This window comes from Burkholderia sp. S-53, from assembly GCF_025560745.1.
In the GTDB taxonomy this organism is placed as follows: Bacteria; Pseudomonadota; Gammaproteobacteria; order Burkholderiales; family Burkholderiaceae; genus Burkholderia; species Burkholderia pyrrocinia.
On sequence record NZ_CP090484.1, the window covers coordinates 2,625,614 to 2,646,213 of the forward strand.

Genomic DNA, 20,600 nt, shown 5'->3' on the forward strand with positions numbered 1-20,600 from the left:
TAAAGTGCGTTCACGCTCACGATCAATCGAGGATGTCCGCATGAAGACCTACCGTATCGCAACGATTCCCGGCGACGGCATCGGCAAGGAAGTGGTGCCGGCCGGCAAACAGGTGCTGGAAGCGCTGGCCCGCGGCAGCGACCGTTTCGCGTTCGAGTTCGAGGATTTCGACTGGGGCGCCGACTACTACCGCCAGCACGGCGCGATGATGCCGGCCGACGGCCTCGACGCGCTGCGTGGCAAGGACGCGATCCTGTTCGGCTCGGCGGGCGACCCCGACGTGCCCGACCACGTGACGCTGTGGGGGCTGCGCCTGAAGATCTGCCAGGGCTTCGACCAGTACGCGAACGTGCGCCCGACGCGCATCCTGCCCGGCATCGATGCGCCGCTGAAGCGCTGCGGGCCGGACGACCTGAACTGGGTCATCGTCCGCGAGAACTCCGAAGGCGAATACGCGGGCGTCGGCGGCCGCGTGCACCAGGGCCATCCGATCGAGGCCGCGACCGACGTGTCGATCCTCACGCGCGCCGGCGTCGAACGCATCATGCGCTACGCGTTCCGGCTCGCGCAGTCGCGTCCGCGCAAGCTGCTGACCGTGATCACGAAGAGCAACGCGCAGCGGCACGCGATGGTGATGTGGGACGAGATCGCGAAGCAGATCGCACAGGAATTCCCCGACGTCACGTGGGACAAGGAGCTCGTCGACGCGGCGACCGCGCGCATGGTCAACCGGCCGGCGTCGCTCGACACGATCGTCGCGACCAACCTGCACGCGGACATCCTCAGCGATCTCGCCGCCGCGCTGGCCGGCAGCCTCGGTATCGCGCCGACCGGCAACATCGATCCCGAACGCCGTTATCCGTCGATGTTCGAGCCGATCCACGGCTCCGCGTTCGACATCATGGGCAAGGGTCTCGCGAATCCGGTCGGCACGTTCTGGTCGGTCGTGATGCTGCTCGAGCATCTCGGCGAAACGGAAGCCGCCGCGCGCGTGATGCAGGCGATCGAGGCCGTGACGGCCGACCCGTCGCTGCATACGCGCGACCTCGGCGGCAGCGCGACGACCGTGCAGGTGACGGCGGCCGTCTGCGAGCGCGTCGCGAACGCGGCGGTCGCGGCCTGACGATCGAGGCGGCGCTGTGCGTATGCGCCGCGATGTAGCGGCGGCGCGTGTACGCAACCGGTAGCCTGCCGCTGCCCGTTCGTCGTCCTACCGGTTTTTCATGCCCGCGACTCGCGCGTCCGATGCGAGCCGGGTGCCGGCCCGCGCGCTTCGTCGCGGCGCCGGCGAGTACTCACAGACAGAGCACGGCTCGACCTCGAAGGAGGAGACACATGCAAACGGATCTGGAAACCCGCGTCGCGCGGAAACTGATGTGGCGCATCATTCCGTTCGTGATGCTGCTTTACTTCGTCAGCTTTCTCGATCGCGTCAACGTCGGTTTTGCCGCGATGACGATGAACAACGCGATCGGCCTGTCGCCGACCGCGTTCGGGTTCGGCGGCGGCCTGTTCTTCATCGGCTACTTCCTGTTCGAAGTGCCGTCCAACCTGATTCTCCATCGTGTCGGCGCGCGCATCTGGATCGCGCGCGTGATGATCACGTGGGGCCTCGTGTCGGCCGTATCCGCGTTCGCGGCCGGGCCGACGAGCTTCTACGTGCTGCGCTTCCTGCTCGGCGTCGCCGAAGCCGGGTTCTTCCCCGGCATCATCCTGTACCTCAGCCTGTGGTTCCCCGCGAAGCAGCGCGCGGTGGCCGCCGCGTGGTTCATGGCGGCCGCGCCGATCTCGACCGCGATCGGCTCGCCGCTGTCCGGCGCGATCATGCAGATGCCGCCGATGTTCGGGCTCGCCGACTGGCAGATGCTGTACATCGTCGAGGCGCTGCCGGCGGTCGTGCTCGGCTTCGTCGTGCTGAAGTGCCTGACCGACTCGCCGTCGAAGGCCGCATGGCTGCAGCCGGACGAGCGCGACTGGCTGATCGCGAAGCTGAAGGCCGAAGCGGACGTGCGCCACACGCATGCCGGGCATACGGCCGGCGCGTGGCAGGCGCTGCGCGATCCGCGCGTGCTGGCGCTCGCGCTGATCTACTTCGGCACGTCGGCCGGGCTGTACACGCTCGGGCTGTGGGCGCCGCTGATGGTCAAGCAGTTCGGCTTCACCGCGCTGCAGACGGGCTTGCTGACCGGCATCCCGAGCGTCGCCGCCGTCGTCGCGATGATCGTGTGGGCGCGGCATTCGGATCGCACCGGCGAGCGCACGTGGCACGTGGTGATTCCGTGCGTGCTCGCGTGCATCGGCTTCGTGTTCGCGGGGCAGGCGAGCACCGCGCTCTTGACCGTGCTCGCGCTGGTCGTCGTCAATATCGGGATCAGCGCCGCGAAGGCGCCGCTGTGGGCGATGCCGAGCGCGTTCCTGTCGGGTGCCGGCGCGGCCGCCGGGATCGCGATGATCAACTCGATCGGCAATCTCGGCGGCTTCGTCGGGCCGTTCGCGATCGGCTGGCTGAAGCATGCGACGGGTGGGTATGCGGCGGGGCTTTACGTCGTGGCCGGTACGCTTGCGGTGTCGGCGATCGTCACACTGATGCTGAGCCGGAAGGGCGCGAGGGAGCAGGTCGTGCCGGGGGCGCAGCAGCATCATTGACGGCGGGGCATTCTGGACGTGGCGAGTGCACGGGAGCCGCGCGGCCGCTGATACACTCGAGCGCACGGGCCGGCATTCACGCCGCGCCCCGATACGGAGACGACAAGCCGGATGGAACCGATCACCGACGCATTCGCGCAGCACTTTGCGCGGGAATGGATCGACGCCTGGAACGCGCACGATCTCGACCGCATCCTGTCGCACTACGATGATGCCTTCGTCATGCATTCGCCGATGATCGTGCGGATCGCGGGCGAGCCGAGCGGATGCCTGCGCGGCAAGGATGCGGTGCGCGCGTACTGGGCGAAGGCGCTGCAACTCATTCCGGACCTACGTTTCGAGTTCATTTCGGTGCTGGCGGGCGTGGCTAGCGTCGCCATTCACTATCGCGGCGCAAATGGACGCGGCGCGGTCGAGGTGTTCCACTTCGGTGCCGGCGATCGCGTGAACGAGGCATTCGCCCACTACGCGGCGTGAGGCGGCGGCAGTGAATCGTTCGCCAGGGCCTCGCCGCTATGCGTTTGATGCGTGGACGCTTTGCACAATATCTCGCGCACACGCATCGGCCGACGCCTTCGACGTATCGATCACGCAATCGCTGAACGCGCGCGCCGAATACCCTTCCCGATACATCTCGGCGATACGTTGCCGCTCCCAGTCCGTCAGTGCGCGCGTGCCGCGATTCGAAGCCGCGACCGCTTCGGGCGGCGCGAGCGTGACGACGAACAGGCGCGCAGCGCGTGCGTCGCAGGCGGCGCGCAGCCGGTCGAATTCCGCGTCGCCGATCGGATAGGCGATCACGAGATGACGTTCGCGCGCCTGCGTGATTTGCGTGGCGAGACGCTCCAGTGCGATCGCCCACTGCACATCGAACGGTGCGTCTTCGGGCGCATCGTGATCGTCGCCGTCGATGAAGCGCGCATCGGGCAGCGCGCGTGCGAGGGCGCGACCGATCGTCGTCTTGCCGCTGTTGATCGGACCGTTCAGGTGGATGACGGTGAGAGGTGGGTTCGCTGCAGAAATCATGATGGCGTGCTCGATCGGAACGCCTGCATTGTGCCTCGGCGTGAAATGGATTTGTAATGTCGGCGGCGAAGCGATTGGAGAAATTATTCGATAAAGCACCCTAAAGAAAGTCGCGGCGTCGCCGTTACCCTTCCTCGGTAGCTCATAAAAGTATTACTAAAGCAGTACAACCACACGACCAGACAACCGAGGGCGCACGGCCGGCGAAGCCGTGCGCAGGATCAGAATGGGATGCACCGATTCGATGGGGCGCGCAGGCATCGGGGGCCGGCGCGTGCTCTGCCTTTGCCTTGCCGCAGCAGGACTGCTGCCGCATTGCGCCGCCGCCGCAGGGATCGTCCCGGACGGCGGCACGCCCACGAGCGTGTCGATTGCGCCGAACGGCCGGCAGCTCGTCAATCTTGCACCGGCGGTCGCCGGCGTATCGAGCAACACGTATTCGTCGTTCAACGTGACGGCCACCGGCGCCACGCTGAACAACGTCGGCATCAACGCGCGCACGATCGTCAACCAGGTGACGAGCACGAACCGGAGCCTGATCGAAGGCGAGATCGCCGTGGCGGGGCCGCGTGCGAACGTCGTGCTGGCCAATCCGAACGGCATCACGGTCAACGGCGGCTCATTCGTCAATACGGGGCACGTCGCGCTGTCCACCGGCAACGTGACCTTCAACGATCTGCAGATCGCGCCCGGCGTGATTCAGCGCAACGTCGTGCTCGATACGTCGACCGGCACGATCGTCGTCGGTCCGGGCGGCCTGGCCGGCGCGCTGATCGGGCTGGATCTGATCGCGAAGAACATCATCGTGGACGGCGCGATCGACAACACGTTTTCGTCGTCGACGGCCGGCGTGCGCCTGCTGGCCGGCCGCAGCCGGGTCGAGCTGAACACGGGGCTGTCGCCGACCGACAACGCCAACGACTGGCTCGCGCGTACCGCGACGACGAACCCGGACACCGGATCGTCCTATGCGATCGACATCACCGCTGCGGGCAGCGTGACGAGCGGGCGCGTGCAGCTGATCGTCACGGATCGCGGACCGGGCGTGCGCAGCGCCGGCGCGATGAACGCGTCGCTCGGTGACTTCACGCTGGCGTCGAACGGCAACGTCGAGATGTCCCATGCCAAGGTCGTCGTCGCGCGCGACTTCGACGTGACCGCGCAGGGCGGCATCACGCTGACGGACACCGAAATGAAGGCGAACGGTGGCCACGCCAATCTGTCCGCCGCCGACGCAATCGCGTTGACCGGCAGCAGCCTGCTGGCATCCGGCAGCGTGAAGCTGAGCGGTGCGGGGATCGCACTGAACCCCGACGATGCGTTGACGGGCTCGACCGTCGCATCGTCGCAAAGCGGCGTGGTGCTCAAGAGCACGGCAGACATCGTGAATGTCGGTTCGCTCGTGCAGGGGCAGGCCGCGATCGACGCGGATGCCGATTCGGCGGGCGCGGTGACGCTGAACGCGGCCGGCCGCATTCTGAACCAGTCGCTGCCGCAGACGCGGATCGGCATCCTGTTCGGCGTGCACGGCGACGTGTCGCTGACCGCGGGCGCCGATATCGTCAATCAGAATGCGCGGATCCTGTCGAACCAGAACGTCAGCATCGACGCGGGCGGCGATCTGCAGAACATCGTCGACCACAACACCGGCGTGCAGAACGGCGCGGTGGTCGGATTCTCCGAACAGGGCAGCCGCTTCCTGTTCTTCCGGCATCGCAGCGACGGCTTCAGCGTCGACTACGGCGCACTGGCCGACGCATCGAAACTCGCCTACATCACGGCCGACGCGGGGAACGTGACCGTGCGCGCCGCGAACGTGACGAATATCGGCGGATCGATCCTGTCGAACGGTGGCGCGATCGACATCGCCGCGCGCGACAACATCCTGACGCAAGCGATCTTCACGGGCCAGGCATCGTTCCGGCGCTCGTGCTTCGTGTTCTGCCGCGCGAGCGCGTCGTCGAGCGTGCAGGCGTTCGGCGGCATGATCGAAGCCAAGGCCGACATCCTGCTGAAAGCCGGTACGCAGATCACGAACACCGGTGGAACGGTGCGGGCGCTCGGCGCATTGACGCTCGATGCGCCGAGAACGCTCGCGCAGGGGGTGCCCGGCTACACCGTGATCAACCGCAACCACGACCTGAAGGCGTGGTTCGGGAATCGCTGGGCGGCCATCTATGCGACCGACACCGGCGGACTCTTCACCGGCGGAACCGGCAAGGTGCGCGTGACCGGCGAGGCCGACATCGACGGCGGCGCGTACAGCGCGCCGGAGGGTGTCCTGGCCGCCGGCGGCGTCGTGACGATTCGGCCGCCGCATCGCGATCTCGTGACGGTCGGCAACGGCAACCACATGGGCCTCGTATCGTGGTTCGGTCTGTGATGGTCCGTATGCCGCTCCGCGCGGCCGCAGCGGTTGCGCTGATGAGCGGCGCGGCGTCGCCTTGCGCGCATGCACAGCTCGCGGGTGCGCCGCCGGCCGGCCCGCTGCCGGGCCTCGGCGCGCTTCCGCCCGGGGTCGCGGTTCCGCGTGCGGAACAGGACCCCGCGCAGCGTCTGCTCCAGGAGCAGCGCGACCGGCAGCGCCGCGACGAGATCGCGCAGCCGCCCGCGCAGATCGCGTTGCCCGAGCAGCCGGCGATGCCCGACCTGCCGCCGGGCGCCGACGTCGACACGCTGCCGGACGTCGCGCCGACGTTCCTGATCGAGCGGATCGAATTCACCGGCGACACGATCCTCGGGCAGCCCGAACTGGACCGTATCGCGGCGCCGTTCATCGGCAAGCAACTCGGGCGCAACCGGATCAACCTGCTGCTGCGCCGGCTGACCGAAGCGTTCATCTCGCGCGGCTACATCACGACGCGTGCGTATCTCGGGCCGCAGAATCTCGCGTCCGGCACGCTGAAGATCAATCTCGTCCCCGGTCGCGTGGCTGCGTTGACGCTGAACGGCAAGCCGCTGAGGCCGCGCGACCCGGACGAGAAGTGGTACGAGGTGCGCGGCGGCGGGCTGCTGACCGAAGCCGGCACGGCGTGGGCATTCGCCAGCACGCCGGGCGACGTGCTGCGCCTGCCCGATCTGGAGCAGGGCGTCGATCAGATCAACCGGTTGCGGCGCAATCAGGCCGAGATCCGGATCCTGCCGGGCGAAGCGCCGGGCGATTCGATCGTCGCGATTTCGAACCGCTCCGGCGACCGTCTTCATTACGACTTCGGCATCGACAACTACGGCAGCTCGCAGACCGGCACCACGCGCTATCGGGCCGGCGTCGAAGCCGACAACGTGATCGGGCTGCAAGAGTCGCTGTCGTTCAGCTACGTCGGGACGACGGACACGAACGCGCTCGTGTTTTCCGCGGCGGTGCCTTACGGGTATCAGACCTTCAGCTACACGGCGTCGATGTCCGAGTACCAGCAGGCGATCGGCGACGTCGCGCTGCTCGCGGGGCGCACGTTCAGCCAGATGCTCGGCTGGAACGACGTGCTCGTGCGCTCGCCGCGCGGGCGCCTGAGCGTCGACGTGACGCTCAACAAGCTGCGCACGGAGCGCGACGTCAACGGCATCCCGCTGTCGCCGCAGAACCTGACGGTGCTGCGCGTCGCGCTGAACGGGTTGTCCCGGTTCGTCATGCGTGGGCAGGGCGCGGCCGCGACCTGGGACGTCGGCGTAGCGCAGGGGCTGCCGTGGCTCGCGGCCAGCCACGACGCATCGGAGATCGGCATCGACGACGCGCACAGCCAGTTCACGAAGCTCGACGCGACCGGCACGCTGCAGTTCACGCTCGGCAATTTTGCCGGTTCCGCGTGGGCCTATCGCGGCACGCTGCGCGCGCAGTACAGCCGCGTCGCGCTGTTCGGCAACGAGCAGATTTTTCTCGGCGGCATGGGCTCGGTCCGCGGGTTCACCGAAGGCGGGATCGCGGGCGACAGCGGCATGTTCGCACGCAACGAGCTCGCATGGCAGAACGTGCCCGCATGGCATGACGCACGCATCGAACCGTACGTGTTTCTGGACGGCGGCAAGACCCATCTGAATGCGCAGGGCGGCTGGCCGACGCTCGTGGGCACGGGCGTCGGCACGCGCGCGCAATGGCGCCTGAAAAGCGGGACCGTGTCGGCCGAAGTGCTGGTCGGGCAGGCGCTCGCGCAACCGGCCGCACTCGGCAAGAAGGCCACCGTGCTGCTGGCAACACTCAACTGGACGGACTGATGGAGAACCTCATGAATCGCCTGTCGAACGGTCGCGAGATCGCGATGCAATCGAACCTGTCGGCGCGCATCCGCAAAATCGCCGTCGCGCTCGCCGCGACGGCGCTTTGTAGCGCCGTGGCACCGCATGCGTTCGCGCTGAACAAGGCGGCGAAGAAGCCCGCCGCCGCGACCGCCGCGATCCCTGCCGACGCGGTGGCGAGCGTGAACGGCGTGCCGATCGCGCAAGCGCAGATCGACGAAGCCGTACGCCAGTCGAACTCGCCCGATACGCCCGCGTTGCGCGCGGCGCTGAAGAACCAGCTGATTGCGCGCGAGCTGTTTCGCCAGGCGGCGCTCAAGCAGCACTACGACACGAAGCCGCAGGTCGTTGCCGCGGTCGAGCAGGCGAAGGCGCTCGCGATGACGCAGGCGTACCTGCGCGATCAGGTCAAGCCGGCGGCGGTCACGGACGCGGACGTCAAGGCACGCTACGACGCGGTTGTCGCGACGCTTGGCGAGAACGAATACAAGCCGAGCGTGATCGCGGTCAACGACGCGGACACCGCAAAGCAGATCATCGCGCGGCTGAAGAAGGGCGAGGACTTCGGCGGGCTTGCCCGGCAGTTCAGCAAGGGGCCGGCGGCAGCACAAGGCGGTGCGCTGAACTGGATCTCGTTCAAGACGCCGATCGAAGCGGGCCGCACGCAGAACTGGCCGCAGCCGCTCGCCGAGGCGCTCGTGAAGCTGCCGCAGGGCGGCCTGACGCGTGAACCCGTGCAGATCGGCGACGCGTACTGGATCGTGCGCGCCGACGACAAGCGGCCGACGCAGGTGCCGACGTTCGATCAGGCGAAGGACACGCTGCGACAGCAACTCGAGCAGGTCGCGATGGAGAAGGCGACCGCGCAGGTGGTCGTGGATCTGATCCGCAACGCGCGGATTCAGCAGTAGGCAGCAAGTAGCAGGCAGCAGCGCCGGGCATCGACCCGGCGAACACGCACGAGATGCCGGGCGGGGAAATCCCGGCATCGCTCGACGTCACGGTCGGCCGGCCGATGGCGTGCAGCGCAAGGCGCGAGCCCATAAGAACGAAGCGAACAAAAGATGAATACGTCCAAGCGTAAAGTCCTTCAGCAGCTTGCCGCCGCCGGTGCGGCGCGAATCGGTGCGCACGCGCGGTCGGCGGCAAGTGCGCCGCGTTTCCTCGCGGTTGCCCAGGTCGCGGGTTCGTACCGCTGGTGGCAGCGCGCGACCAGCGCGCTCGTTGCGCTGACGATGTTCATCGGCCCGATCGCGGTCACCGTCGAGCAGTGCCGCGATGCGGCCGGCGTGCTCGGCGCGGGCAATCGTCGTGTCGACGACGACGCATGGCAGCGGCTGCTCGATCTCGCTTCGCTGCGCGTGCGATTCTCGATGCAGCTTGCGGCTGCTGCGCCGATCACCGATCCGACCGCGCCGATCTCGTTTCAGCCCGCCATCACGCAGTCGACCGGCGCTGGCGGCGGCGTGCCGGTCGTCAATATCACCGCGCCGAACGCGGCCGGCATTTCGCTGAACCAGTATCAGCAATTCAATATCGATCCGGTCGGGCTGATTCTGAACAACAGCCTGATGTCGGGCACGTCGTTGACGGGCGGCAACGTGCAGGCCAACCCGAACCTGAACGGCCGCACGGCGAGCGTGATCGTCAACCAGGTCACGTCGACGGGCAATGCGTACGCGAGCTTGCTGAACGGCCCGCTCGAAGTGTTCGGCGCACCCGCGGCCGTCGTGATCGCGAACCCGAACGGCATCACGACGCGCGGCACGGGCTTCACCAACACGATCGGCGTCACGCTGTCGACCGGTGCGCCGCAGTTTCTGAACGGTATCGGCGGCGCCGCGACGGACTTCGCCAACGCGAAGGCGATCGGCTACAACGTGACCGGCGGCCACCTGCAGATCGACGGCAATGCCGGCGTCAACGGGCCCGGCGCGGGGATCGAGGGGACCGTCGGCACGATCGACCTGATCGGCGAGACGATCGGCATCAATGCCCCGCTCTATGCAGGCACGCGCATCAACGCGATCGCGGGGCGACAGTTCGTGACGCCGGCCGTCGCGGATGCCTACGGCACCACATACGGCACGACATCGAACGGCTCGGACAATTCCGCCGCGGCGATCAATGCCGCGAACGGCGGCGCGAACCGGTCGCTCGCGATCGACGCAACCGCATTCGGCGCGATGACGGCCGGTCAGATCCAGGTGATCAGCACCGCAGCGGGGATGGGCGTGCGAGCCGACGCGCAGCTTGCCGCAAATGCGGGCGACTTGCTGCTGTCGGCGAATGGCGACGTATCGGTTGCGGGCTCCGCCGCGCAGCAGCAGGCGACGGTCCACAGCACCGGCAACGTGTCGATGACGGGCGCGCATATCGGGGTCGGCGGCTACGCGATCGATGCGAACGGCGACGTGACATCGAACGGCTCGATTCAGTCCGGCGGCAAGCTCGCCATTGCGGCGGGCGGTAACGTGAACGTCGCGAATGCGCAGGCGAACGGCGGCATGACGATCGCGGGCGGTGCGAGCGTGGCGCTCGGCGACGTACAGGGTGGCGGTGCGTTGTCGGTGACCGCGCGCGGCACGGACGGCACGGGCGACGTGAACCTGAACGGCACGTCGGTCGTGACCGGCGCAACGACCGTGCAGGCGGCCCGCGACGTCAACGTCAACGGGCAGACGAACAGCAACACGCTGCAGGTTGCCGCGCAACGCGATGCGACGGTCAACGCGGCGCTGCAGACCTCCGGCGATCTGGCGTTGACCGCCACGCAGGGCAATGTCGCAACCCATGCGGCGGTGAAGAGCGGCGGCAATCTGGCGCTGACGTCTGGACAGGACACCCTCGTCGCATCGCAGGCGACCGCGCAGAACGCGGTAAGCGTGCAGGCGGGGCGCGACCTGAGCGTGAGCGGTTCGCTCGCGAGCGGCACGACGTTCGCGGCTGATGTCGCGCGCGATGCATCGGTCGGCGGCTCGCTGATGGTCGGGACCGACGCGCGTGTCGACGCGGGGCGCAACGTCGACGCATCGGGGATCGTGATCGTCCAGCGCAACGGGACGCTGAACGCACGCAACGACATCACGGGAAGCGGTTCGATCGCGTTCGGCCAGAGCGGTGCGTTGAATGCCGCACACGATGTCGCGCTGACCGGCAAGCTGCTCGCCAATGGCCTGCAAGTCGACGCCGGCAACAGCGCGAGCCTTTCGGCGGTCCAGGCGGGCGGCGCATTCGGCGTGACGGCGAACGGCAGCGCGGGCGGCGGCGACGTCGCGTTCAACGGCAACGCGGCGGCGCTCGGCGCGGCCGACGTGCACGCGGCGCGCGACGTCGTCGTGAACGGCACGCTCGCCGGCGGCGCGCAGGTCGCGCTTGCCGCGCAGCGCAACGTGATCGTCAACGGCAGCGGCACCGTGCAGGCCGTCGGCGATCTCGCGATGAAGGCAGCGAGCGGCAGCGTCACGTCGATCGGCACGTTGAACGGCGCGGGTGCGCTGACTGCGCAGGGCGCGCAGGATGTCGCGCTGACCGGCGCGACGACCGTAACGGGCGACGTGACCGCAACGGCTGGCCGGGATCTCACGATCGGCGGCGCGTTAGCCGGGCAGGGCGTCGCGACGCTCACGGCCGCGCGCGACATCGTCGCCGGCGGCAACAGCGGCTTCGCGCAGGACACGACGTTGAGCGCGGGTCGCGACATCGACGTGATGGGGGCGTTCCAGGGGCACTCCGTCTCGATGACGGCGGCCGGTTCGATTGCGCTGAACGACGTGCAGGCCAACGCGGGGCTCCATCTCGCGACGCGCACCGGCGACATTTCGATCGGCGGCAACGTGAATTCGCTGACGAACGGGACGATCGATGCAGCGCGCGACGTGACCGTCAACGGCACGCTGCGGACGGCAAGCGGCCTGGCCGTCGGCGGCGGTCGCAATACGTCGATCGGCGGGACGGTCCAGTCGAACGGCGACGTCGCGCTGACGAATGCGGCCGGTTCGCTGACGAGCACCGGCAATATCCAGTCGGGCGGCAACCTGTCGGTGCGCGCCGCACAGTCCGTGGATCTGGGCACGCAATCGACGTCGTCGCTCGGCAACCTGACGGTGGACGCGGGCCGCGACCTGACGATGAACGGGTCCGTCGTGGCGCAGGGCAACGGCACGCTGAACGCCGGCGGCGCAATAGGCGGTGCGGCCGCCGTTGCGTTCGGGCTCGCAGCGAACGTTAATTCTGGCGGCGATACGAATCTCACCGGCTCGCTGCGCGGCGGCAACGTGCAGACGGCAGCAGGCGGATCGGCCACGCTGCACGACGTGCAGGCTGCATCGGCGCTCGCGCTCGGCGCGGCGAACGACCTGAGCGTGACCGGTGCGGTGACGGGGGGCGCGGACGTTGCGCTTGCCGCTGCGCGCAATATCGACATCAGCGGCTCGTTGCAGTCGGCCGGCGATACGTCGTTACGGGCGAGCAGCGGCAGCGTCGGATCGACGGGCACGATCGCGAGCAAAGGCGCGTTCGCCGCGCAGGCCGGCAGCGACATCAATCTCGGCGGCAGCACGACGGTGTCGCGCGACACGACGCTTGCAGCCGGACGCGACGTCAATGTAAACGGCACGCTGGCCGGACAGGGGCAAGGCATCGTCAACGCTGCGCGCGACATCGTCGGTGCAGGCACGTTGACGTTCGCACAGCAGGCGACGCTCGAAGCCGGGCGCGACGTCGCGCAGCAGGGGCTGATCCAGGGGCAGTCGGTCAGCGTGACGGCGGCCGGCAATGCGGCCGTGAACAACGTCGAGTCGACAGGCACGATCGCGCTGCGTGCGAACGGCACGAACACCGCAACCGGCACAGGCGATCTGCGCATCGATGGCTCGGTCGCCGCCGCGGGCGCGATCACGGCGCTCGCGCAGAACGATGTTGCGATCGGCGGCAAGGTCGCGAGTGGTTCGACGGTCGGCGTGACCGCGCAGCGGCACATCGCGGTGAGCGGCGCAGTCGAGTCGGTCGGCGACACGGCGCTCGCTGCACGGCAAGGCAGCCTGAACGCAACCGGCGGCATCAACAGCGGCGGCAAGCTCGATATCGCGACCGGCCTCGACCTGTCGCTCGGCGCGAGCACCAGCGCGATCGGCGATGCGACGCTGACGGCCGGCCGCGATGCCACGCTGAACGGCACGATGGTCGGGCAGGCGAACGGCAAGGTGACGGCCGCGCGCGACATCAACGGCGGCGGCAAGCAGTCGTTTGCCGCGACGGCGAACTATGCGGCTCAGCATGACGTGGCGCTGACCGGGGGCATGCAGGCGGCTGCGATCACGGTGAGCGGCGGGAACAACGCGTCGCTGCACGACGCGTCGTCGTCGACCACGCTGACGCTGACCGCGAACGGCAATGCCGGCGCAGGCGACGCGGGCATCACGGGCGCGGCATCGGCGCAGGGCGCGGAGAGCGTTACCGGCGCGCGCGACGTCTCGGTCAGCGGCACGCTCGGCAGTGGCGATGCGCTGGCATTGACTGCGCAACGCAACGTATCGGTCAGCGGCGGCGTGGAGTCGAAAGGTGATCTGAACACGACCGCGACGAACGGCAGCGTGCTGCTGACCGGCTCCACGACGACCGCGGGCGCGTTCAACAGCATCTCCGGGCTCGATACGCAGCTCGGCGGCCAGATCGCGGTGGCGAAGCAGACCCGCGTGCAAGCCGGCCGCGACATCGCGTTGACCGGGACACTCGCGGGACAGCTTGACGGCGCGCTGAGCGCGGGGCGCGACATCAGCGGTGCGGGTTCGGCTGCATTCGCGCAGGTGGCGACGCTCGACGCGGCGCACGACGTGGCGCTGACCGGCGCGCTGCAAGGCGCGACCGTCAACGTAACGGGCGGGAACCATGCGGGGCTCGGCACGGTTCAGGCCGTCAGCGGAAATCTCGACGTAACGGCGAAGGGCGGTGCGGGCGGCGGCGATGTGACGCTCGGCGGAGCGGCAACCGCGTTCGGCGCGATGCATCTGCAAGCCGCACGGGATGTATCCGTTGCGGGCGCAATCAACACCGGCGGTACGACGACGATCGACGCGGCGCGCGCTGTCGCGGTTTCGGCCGTCAATTCGGCGGGCGATCTCGGTGTAACTGCTTCGGGTGGCAATGCGAGCGCGACGAGCCTGACGACGCAGGGCAACCTGAACGTCAGTGCTGCACAGGACATAGCGGTCACCGGGCAGACCGTTGCGGGTGGCAATGCATGGTTGAACGCGGGCCACGACATGGCGCTTGCGGGCGGCATCGGCGCGCAGCGAAGCGGCACGTTGACGGCGGGCGGCTCGGTGAGTGCCGGCTCGATCGCATTCGCGCAACAGGCGACCGTCAACGCGGGCGGCAATATCGCGGTCGCGGGCAACGTCGCGACCAACGGCGATCTCGCGATGACCGCAGGCAACGATCTGTCGGCCGGTTCGGTGCAGGCGGGCGGCGCGATCGGATTGCAAGCGCAGGGGCGCAACGGCGCCGGCGACGTGATGGTGAACGGCGCGGTGGCGTCCGGCAAGGCGACGACGATCACCGCCGCGCGCGATGCGGGCATCGGCGGTGCGTCGAGCGGCGGCGCGTTGAACGTGACTGCAGGGCGCGACCTCGGTGTCGCGGGCGCGATCAATTCGAGTGGCGATGCGACGCTGAGCGCGACCGCAGGCAAGCTCGGCGTCGGCGGTGCGGTCGTGTCGACCGGTAACTTCCGTGCAGGCGCAGGTGGTGGATTGGCGCTGCTTTCCGGCGGGCTCGTGAATGGCGACACGACGTTGACGTCGGGCGGCGCGATGACGCTCGGCGGCGCGCTGTTCGGTCTCGGTGGCGCGAGCATCAACGCGGGTGGTGCGATCGGCGGTGGCGGCGCGGCGCTGACGTATGGCAAGGACATTGTGGTCAATGCCGGTGAAGGCGTTGCGCTCGGCGCGATTCAGGGCGCAGGGAAGTTGACGGCGGTGTCGGGCGGCGATATGTCGATCGGTGCGACGACCGCGGTCGGCGATGTATTGGCAAAGTCGAATGCCGGCAGCGTGACGTTCGGCGGGCTGTTGCAATCGGGCGGCAATGCCACCGTTCAGGCCGCGAACAATGCGTCGCTCACGGGCGGCGTGGCATCGATGGGGACGGTCAACGTCAACGGCATCAACGGCAACGTGGCGGTCGCAGGCGTGTCGTCGAACGGCGACACGACGCTGCATGCCGGGCAGGCGGTCACGTTGAGCGGCAGCAGCGTTGTCGCGGGGCAACTGGGCGTGTCGGGCGGCAACGTCACGCTGAGCGGTTCGGTGACCGGGTCGAAGAACGTGACCGTATCCGCGCAAGGGACGGTCGATGCCGGCAATGCTTCGCTCATCGCGTCGCAGAATCTGCAGGTGAACGGCGCGAACGTGACGCTCGGTACTGCGACGGTCGGCGGATCGCTCACCGCGCAGGCGTCGAACCAACTCACGCTGGCCGGCGGTAAGGCGGTGAACGTCGTCGGCAACGCAACGCTGACTTCGCAGAACGGGCTGTATAACGCCGCGAGCGTGCTTGCCGGATCGCTCAACGTGTCCGCACCGAACCTCACGAATGCAGCCGGCGCGTCGCTCGCGTCAATCGGCACGACGACGATCAATGCATCGAGCTTTGCGAACGCCGGGCTGGTGAACGGGACGACGACCAACGTCACCGTCGGGGGCGCGCTGACGAACGTCGGCGGCTCGCTGATGGCCGTGAATGCGCTCGACATCAATACCGGTACGCTGAACAACCAGAACGGGATCGTCTTTGCGGGGAACCCGAAGGCCGCGACCGGTGCGACCGGCGACGTGTCGCTGACGATCAATGGCGGGAACGGCGCGTTCTACAACGCGGGCGGACAGTTGCTCGCGCAACGGAACATGGGGATCAGCGCGGTCAGCATGGCGTTCGATCCGTCGCAGGGGACGATCAGCCAGGGCGGCAACCTGTCCATCACGGCGGGGTACGTGAATGTCGGCGGCACGTGGAATTACGGCGGGCAGAGCGTTTCGCTGACGGGGCTGAACGGGATCACGAACGACGGCACGATGACCGGAACGGCGCCGCTGACGCTGACGGCCGGCGGCAGTTTCGAGAATCACGGTCAGGTTACCGGTTCGGATGTGACGTTCAACGGCACGTTGAACAACGCGGCCGGGGCGGTGATGCATGCGGACGGTGTGTTGACGTTGAACGGCAACACGACGAACCGGGGGACGGTCGAGGCGGGCAATGTTCTCAACGCTAATGGCGGCAACTATGACAACCAGGGTGCGACCACTCAGTCGCGAGGCGATGCGAATTTCAATCTGAGCGGTTCGCTGTTCAATACTGGAGGCTCGATATTCGCCGGAAGGAACATCGGCATCACTGCTGCGCAGGTGATCAACGATCAGACTGCGCCTCAGGGGGCCGTCACGACGACCACGCAAATCAGCGATCCGGCGCTCCTGATGTCGGGGTCGGTCGGCACGGTGACCGCCGGCTATGAAAAGATATCGGGTCATGAGCAAACTGTGTCGGCAGCTTACGTGACGTCGTCTGCGACGCTCGGCGGCCTGCTGGCGCCGACCGGCTCGACCACGAACAGCGGTTTATTGTCGGCTTCCGATCCGGTCGCGACGTCCGGTACGGTGACGTTCAATCAGTACCGAGTCCTGACCGGCACAAACGACCACGGCGTTTCGCTCAATTCGAACTATTGGTTTGTCGGAACGGGGCCCGCGGCCGGTGCGCTCCAATCGGCGACGTTCACGTTGCCGACGGTCTATCAGACGACGACGAATCAACAAGCAGGAACCTCGGGCGTTATTTCGGCCGGCGGTTCGATCACTTTGGCTGCCGGCACGCTGTCGAATCGAGGCGGGCAGATCTCGGCGCAAGGCGATATCGCGCTCAATGTCCAGTCGTTGAGTAACGGCGCGGTTGCGCCGACCATGACGGTCAACAGCACGACATATGTCGACCAGGCCCAATATACGAATTTTCTGACGCAACTCGCGGCGCTCGGGTCAATCGGTGTCCAAGGCACCGGCAACCCGACCGGCGTGTTCAATTGCGACTCGGGCAATTCTTGTCAGGTGGGCTCGCCATACGGGCCGACCACGTTCCAAATCAACAAGGGTGCAGCTGCGCCTGTTGCTACCGGCACGGTGACCTTCACGACGCCGACGGGCATGATAGCCGCGGGCCACGACCTGGCGCTCGGCGGCGGCAATCTGGCCAACGCGGGGGTGCTGTATGCAGGCAACAACGTCGCCATTACATCCGGCACGCTAACCAACCAGGGCGGCAACCAGCAAAACTATTCGAGCCAGGTCGGCTGCGCATCGGGCGTGCCGAACTCGGCATGCGGCAACGCAGGCCAACCGCGCGGCAACAATCCGACCACGACGACGTTCGGCTACAGCCAGAACGACGCGACGATCTACGCCGGCCACGATCTCGTCATCGCAGCCGGGCAGATCAACAACACGTACGGCAACCTGCTCGCGGGCCACGACATCGTCATCGGCGGTGTCGGCACGACCGCGAGCTCGACCACGCCCGCACAGAGCCTGAACAACACGTCCGGCAACATCGTTGCCGGCAACGACATCAAGCTGAACGTATCGGGCGCGATCACCAACAACCTGCCGCCGCCCGTTCCGGTACACGAGAACTACGGCAAGCAGGAACAGTACTCCGGCTGCATGACCGCAGGCGGCTACAAGGAAAGCTACTGCGAAGGCTACGTCGACAAGCAATCGGGCAGCTCGTCGGTGATCAGCGCGGGCAACAACCTGCAGATCAATGCGGGCAGCCTGACGAACATCGGCAGCCTGATCGCAGCCGGCAACAACGCGACGATCGCCGTCGCTGGCCCGGTGGTCAACGAGGCGCAGGTGCTGAACGCCTACTGGCACTCGCACTGGGTGCAGGAAACCGGCATGTTCAGCAGCGACAAGCGCCACGATATCTGGGCGTGCGGCACGCCGGAGCAGTGCAAGGCGCTGTACGGCAGCGCGTACACGAGCACCGGCGGCACGATCGATCCGCCGACGCCGGTCGGCAACATCGCGGCGACGATCCAGGCGCCGAACCTGTCGATCTCGTCGAACGGTCAGATCCAGAACGTCGGCAACGTGATCGGCACGTACGTGTCGCTGACGGGCCAGAAGCTGATCAACGGGATCACGACGGCGAACACGTACACGCCGCGTGTCAATGCGCCGTCGCAAGTCATTTCGCTGAGCCCGGTGGACCTGCCGGGGCTGAACCTGTCGGTGCCGCGCGCGATCGGCACGGGCAAGCTGCCGACGCCGGTCGCGGGGAAGGCGTCGTACGTCGACGCGTCGCTTGGCGGATCCGCGCTTGGTTCACTCGGGCCGCAAGACCTGCTGGAAAATCTGCCGCCGAGCCTTCAGCCGTCGTCGTCGCTGTTTTACTACAACCCGCAGGAAGAGGACCTGCTGTTGCAGCAGGCTGCGCTGAAGCAGACCGGGAAGTCGAGTTTCGTTGACGGCCTGACGTACGACAGCAAGAGAAACTTGTCGGTGACGGCGCAGGAAAAGATGTACCTGTACCAGAATGCAGTCGACTACTCGAAGGCACATGACCTGCAACTCGGTGCCGCGCTGACGCAGGAGCAGATCAACACGCTGGACAAGCCGATGCTGTGGTACGTCGAGCAGACCGTGCCGGATCCGACGTGTCATGCGACGGGGACGGCATCGTGCCCGACGATCACTGCTTTGATGCCGCAGGTGTATCTGCCGCAGGACACGCAGGCGATGTCGGCGGGCGGCAATATCTCCGGACGCGACGTCACGCTGAAGTTCAACCAGGACGGCAACGGCAGCATCCTCAATACGGGGAGCATCACGGCGTCGGGGACGCTGAGCGTCGATACGCACACGCTGACGAACCAGGCGAACCAGGTCAATGTCGGAGAGATCTGGCAGAAGGTCGATGGCGGGTATCTGAAGACGACCGGCACGGTGGTGCAGCCGGGCGGGTTCATGAGCGCGGCGAACATGGAGTTGAATGTTCAGGCGCTCAATCAGATCGGTGGGGCGCTGCAGAAGCTCAACGCGGACGGGACGGTTGACGCGGCTTCGACGCAGGCGATGCTTGCATCGCTGCAACATCAACTCGGCGGCGGCTTCACGCAAGAGACGGTAGCGGACCATCTGCATTCGGATTTCGTACAGCAGGGCGGGTTCGGTCCGGAGCAACTTTTTTCGATGGCGGCCGCTGTCGCGTTGTCCGCGATGGGGATGCCTGTCGTGGGCGCCATGGTGTCGTCAGCGATGAACCAGGCGTTCAGCGATCAAGGGTTCAGCCTTGGGGAGGTTCTCAAGGCCGGAGCGGTTGCTGATGTGACGCAGGGGTTGATGGAAGGATTGGACCTCAATGAGTTGCCGATGCAGACGATCGGAAACAACATCGCATCGAATACGATCACCTCGGAGCAGCTCCTTCGGGGCGCGTTTGAAATCGCAGGCCGGGGGTTGGTATCGGCCACTGTTGATACCGTCGCATATGGGGGCAGCTTCGGGGCCGCGGTGAAAGGAAGCGTCATTAGCGATCTGGCCGCGATTGCGGCGAGTACTGTCGGCCAATTGGATTTTGACAAATTCTTTGGCGAAGGTGGGCTGGGCAAGATCGGATATGTGACTATGCATGCTGCACTCGGATGTGCTGCGAGTGCAGCTAGCGGCACCGGCTGTGCGGGTGGGGCGATTGGCGGGGCGACGAGTGCATTGATCGCGCCGTTGGTGCGGGACGGCCTGTACAACGGTTCGGAAACGGTCACTACGACGGATAACGGCAATGGCACGCTCACGCAGACGACGAGCTATAACAACAAGGCGTTTAATGCGATCACTGACGGGATTTCGGCTGTCAGTGGCGGCCTGGCGGCAGCACTAGCAGGCGCGAATGCCGGCGCGGGTTCGACATGGGCTGCGAATGAAGCCGTGAACAACGCGACTTCTCAAAAATCTGTCGTTCAGACGTTCCTCCAGACCAGTGCGATTACTCTGTACGGACTGATGCCCTGGCTGCCGGGCAATCCAATCACCGAGGCCGCAGGGAACGGCATTCTTTCGAGAGCGAAAGATCTGGTCAATCAGGGACCGTCGTCCAATGGACCTAATACTCCACCAACGGGAGCCGTGGTGGTATGTGAGTTTCCGGTTTGCACCATGTCGCCAGCACCTGGTGGGCCTGGCGGTCCGCCGAACGTGTCATTGTCGAAAGGCAGTGATAATGGGGAAAGCGAGCTGCAGGGCGGTACCAGTGGTTCCGGATCAGGACCCGCTAACAACGTTAATTCAACGAGCAATTCGTTTGGACGATCTGCTGCAAGTGAGCAAATCGTAAGCGACATCGGTGCGCAAAATGTGGATGTGTCATACCCCGCTCCACTTACTAAGCGCAGTGCGACTCAGATAGAGGTGAATATGACCCAGAGTGAAGCGATTGCAAATCTCCAGGCAAGCGGATATGCCTTGTCCACTAGTAAGGATGGCACGGTAAGCATGCTTTCAAAAGGGAGTGTGAAGTACACCTTTTATCCTGCCAGTACTGGAAATGGTATTGCCGGTGCCAACAGTGGTGTCCCGTCGGCGTCTGTTACAGTGGGCGGTCAAGCAACAAAGATCAGATTTATCGCGAAATGAGTGGGGTTA

General features: G+C 66.6%; 8 protein-coding genes. 7 read left to right on the forward strand and 1 reads right to left on the reverse strand.

The genetic code is table 11. From position 1 onward, the window contains the following. The first annotated feature begins 40 nt into the window (after positions 1-40). From LXM88_RS33960 to LXM88_RS33970, 3 genes are all read left to right on the forward strand, one after another. Complete coding sequence (locus tag LXM88_RS33960; protein WP_262543868.1) at positions 41-1,123, forward strand: tartrate dehydrogenase; 1,083 nt, start codon at positions 41-43, stop codon at positions 1,121-1,123. 212 nt (positions 1,124-1,335) lie between these two features. After that, positions 1,336-2,646 carry an MFS transporter gene (locus LXM88_RS33965; RefSeq protein ID WP_262543870.1) on the forward strand — a complete coding sequence of 437 codons (1,311 nt, stop codon included), beginning with the start codon at positions 1,336-1,338 and terminating at the stop codon, positions 2,644-2,646. 111 nt (positions 2,647-2,757) lie between these two features. Next, complete coding sequence (locus LXM88_RS33970) at positions 2,758-3,123, forward strand: nuclear transport factor 2 family protein (RefSeq protein ID WP_262543872.1); 366 nt, start codon at positions 2,758-2,760, stop codon at positions 3,121-3,123. Positions 3,124-3,159: 36 nt separating this feature from the next. Here LXM88_RS33970 and LXM88_RS33975 read toward each other — a convergent pair whose 3' ends face one another. After that, the gene (locus tag LXM88_RS33975) at positions 3,160-3,672 is read right to left on the reverse strand and encodes a shikimate kinase (RefSeq protein WP_262543873.1); all 513 of its coding nucleotides are present in this window, start codon (positions 3,670-3,672) and stop codon (positions 3,160-3,162) included. A gap of 226 nt (positions 3,673-3,898) precedes the next feature. Between LXM88_RS33975 and LXM88_RS33980 the strand changes: the two genes are divergently transcribed. From LXM88_RS33980 to LXM88_RS33995, 4 genes are all read left to right on the forward strand, one after another. Next, positions 3,899-6,055: a filamentous hemagglutinin N-terminal domain-containing protein gene (locus tag LXM88_RS33980; RefSeq protein WP_441301340.1), complete on the forward strand. Its 2,157-nt coding sequence runs from the start codon at positions 3,899-3,901 to the stop codon at positions 6,053-6,055. Further along, the gene (locus tag LXM88_RS33985) at positions 6,055-7,881 is read left to right on the forward strand and encodes a ShlB/FhaC/HecB family hemolysin secretion/activation protein (protein ID WP_412524178.1); all 1,827 of its coding nucleotides are present in this window, start codon (positions 6,055-6,057) and stop codon (positions 7,879-7,881) included. Before LXM88_RS33980 ends, LXM88_RS33985 begins: the two co-directional genes overlap by 1 nt. A gap of 11 nt (positions 7,882-7,892) precedes the next feature. Then, on the forward strand, positions 7,893-8,813 hold the full coding sequence (locus tag LXM88_RS33990; RefSeq protein WP_262543878.1) for a peptidylprolyl isomerase: 921 nt from the start codon (positions 7,893-7,895) through the stop codon (positions 8,811-8,813). Positions 8,814-8,966: 153 nt separating this feature from the next. Further along, positions 8,967-20,591: a two-partner secretion domain-containing protein gene (locus LXM88_RS33995; protein WP_262543879.1), complete on the forward strand. Its 11,625-nt coding sequence runs from the start codon at positions 8,967-8,969 to the stop codon at positions 20,589-20,591. The last annotated feature ends 9 nt before the right edge of the window (positions 20,592-20,600 follow it).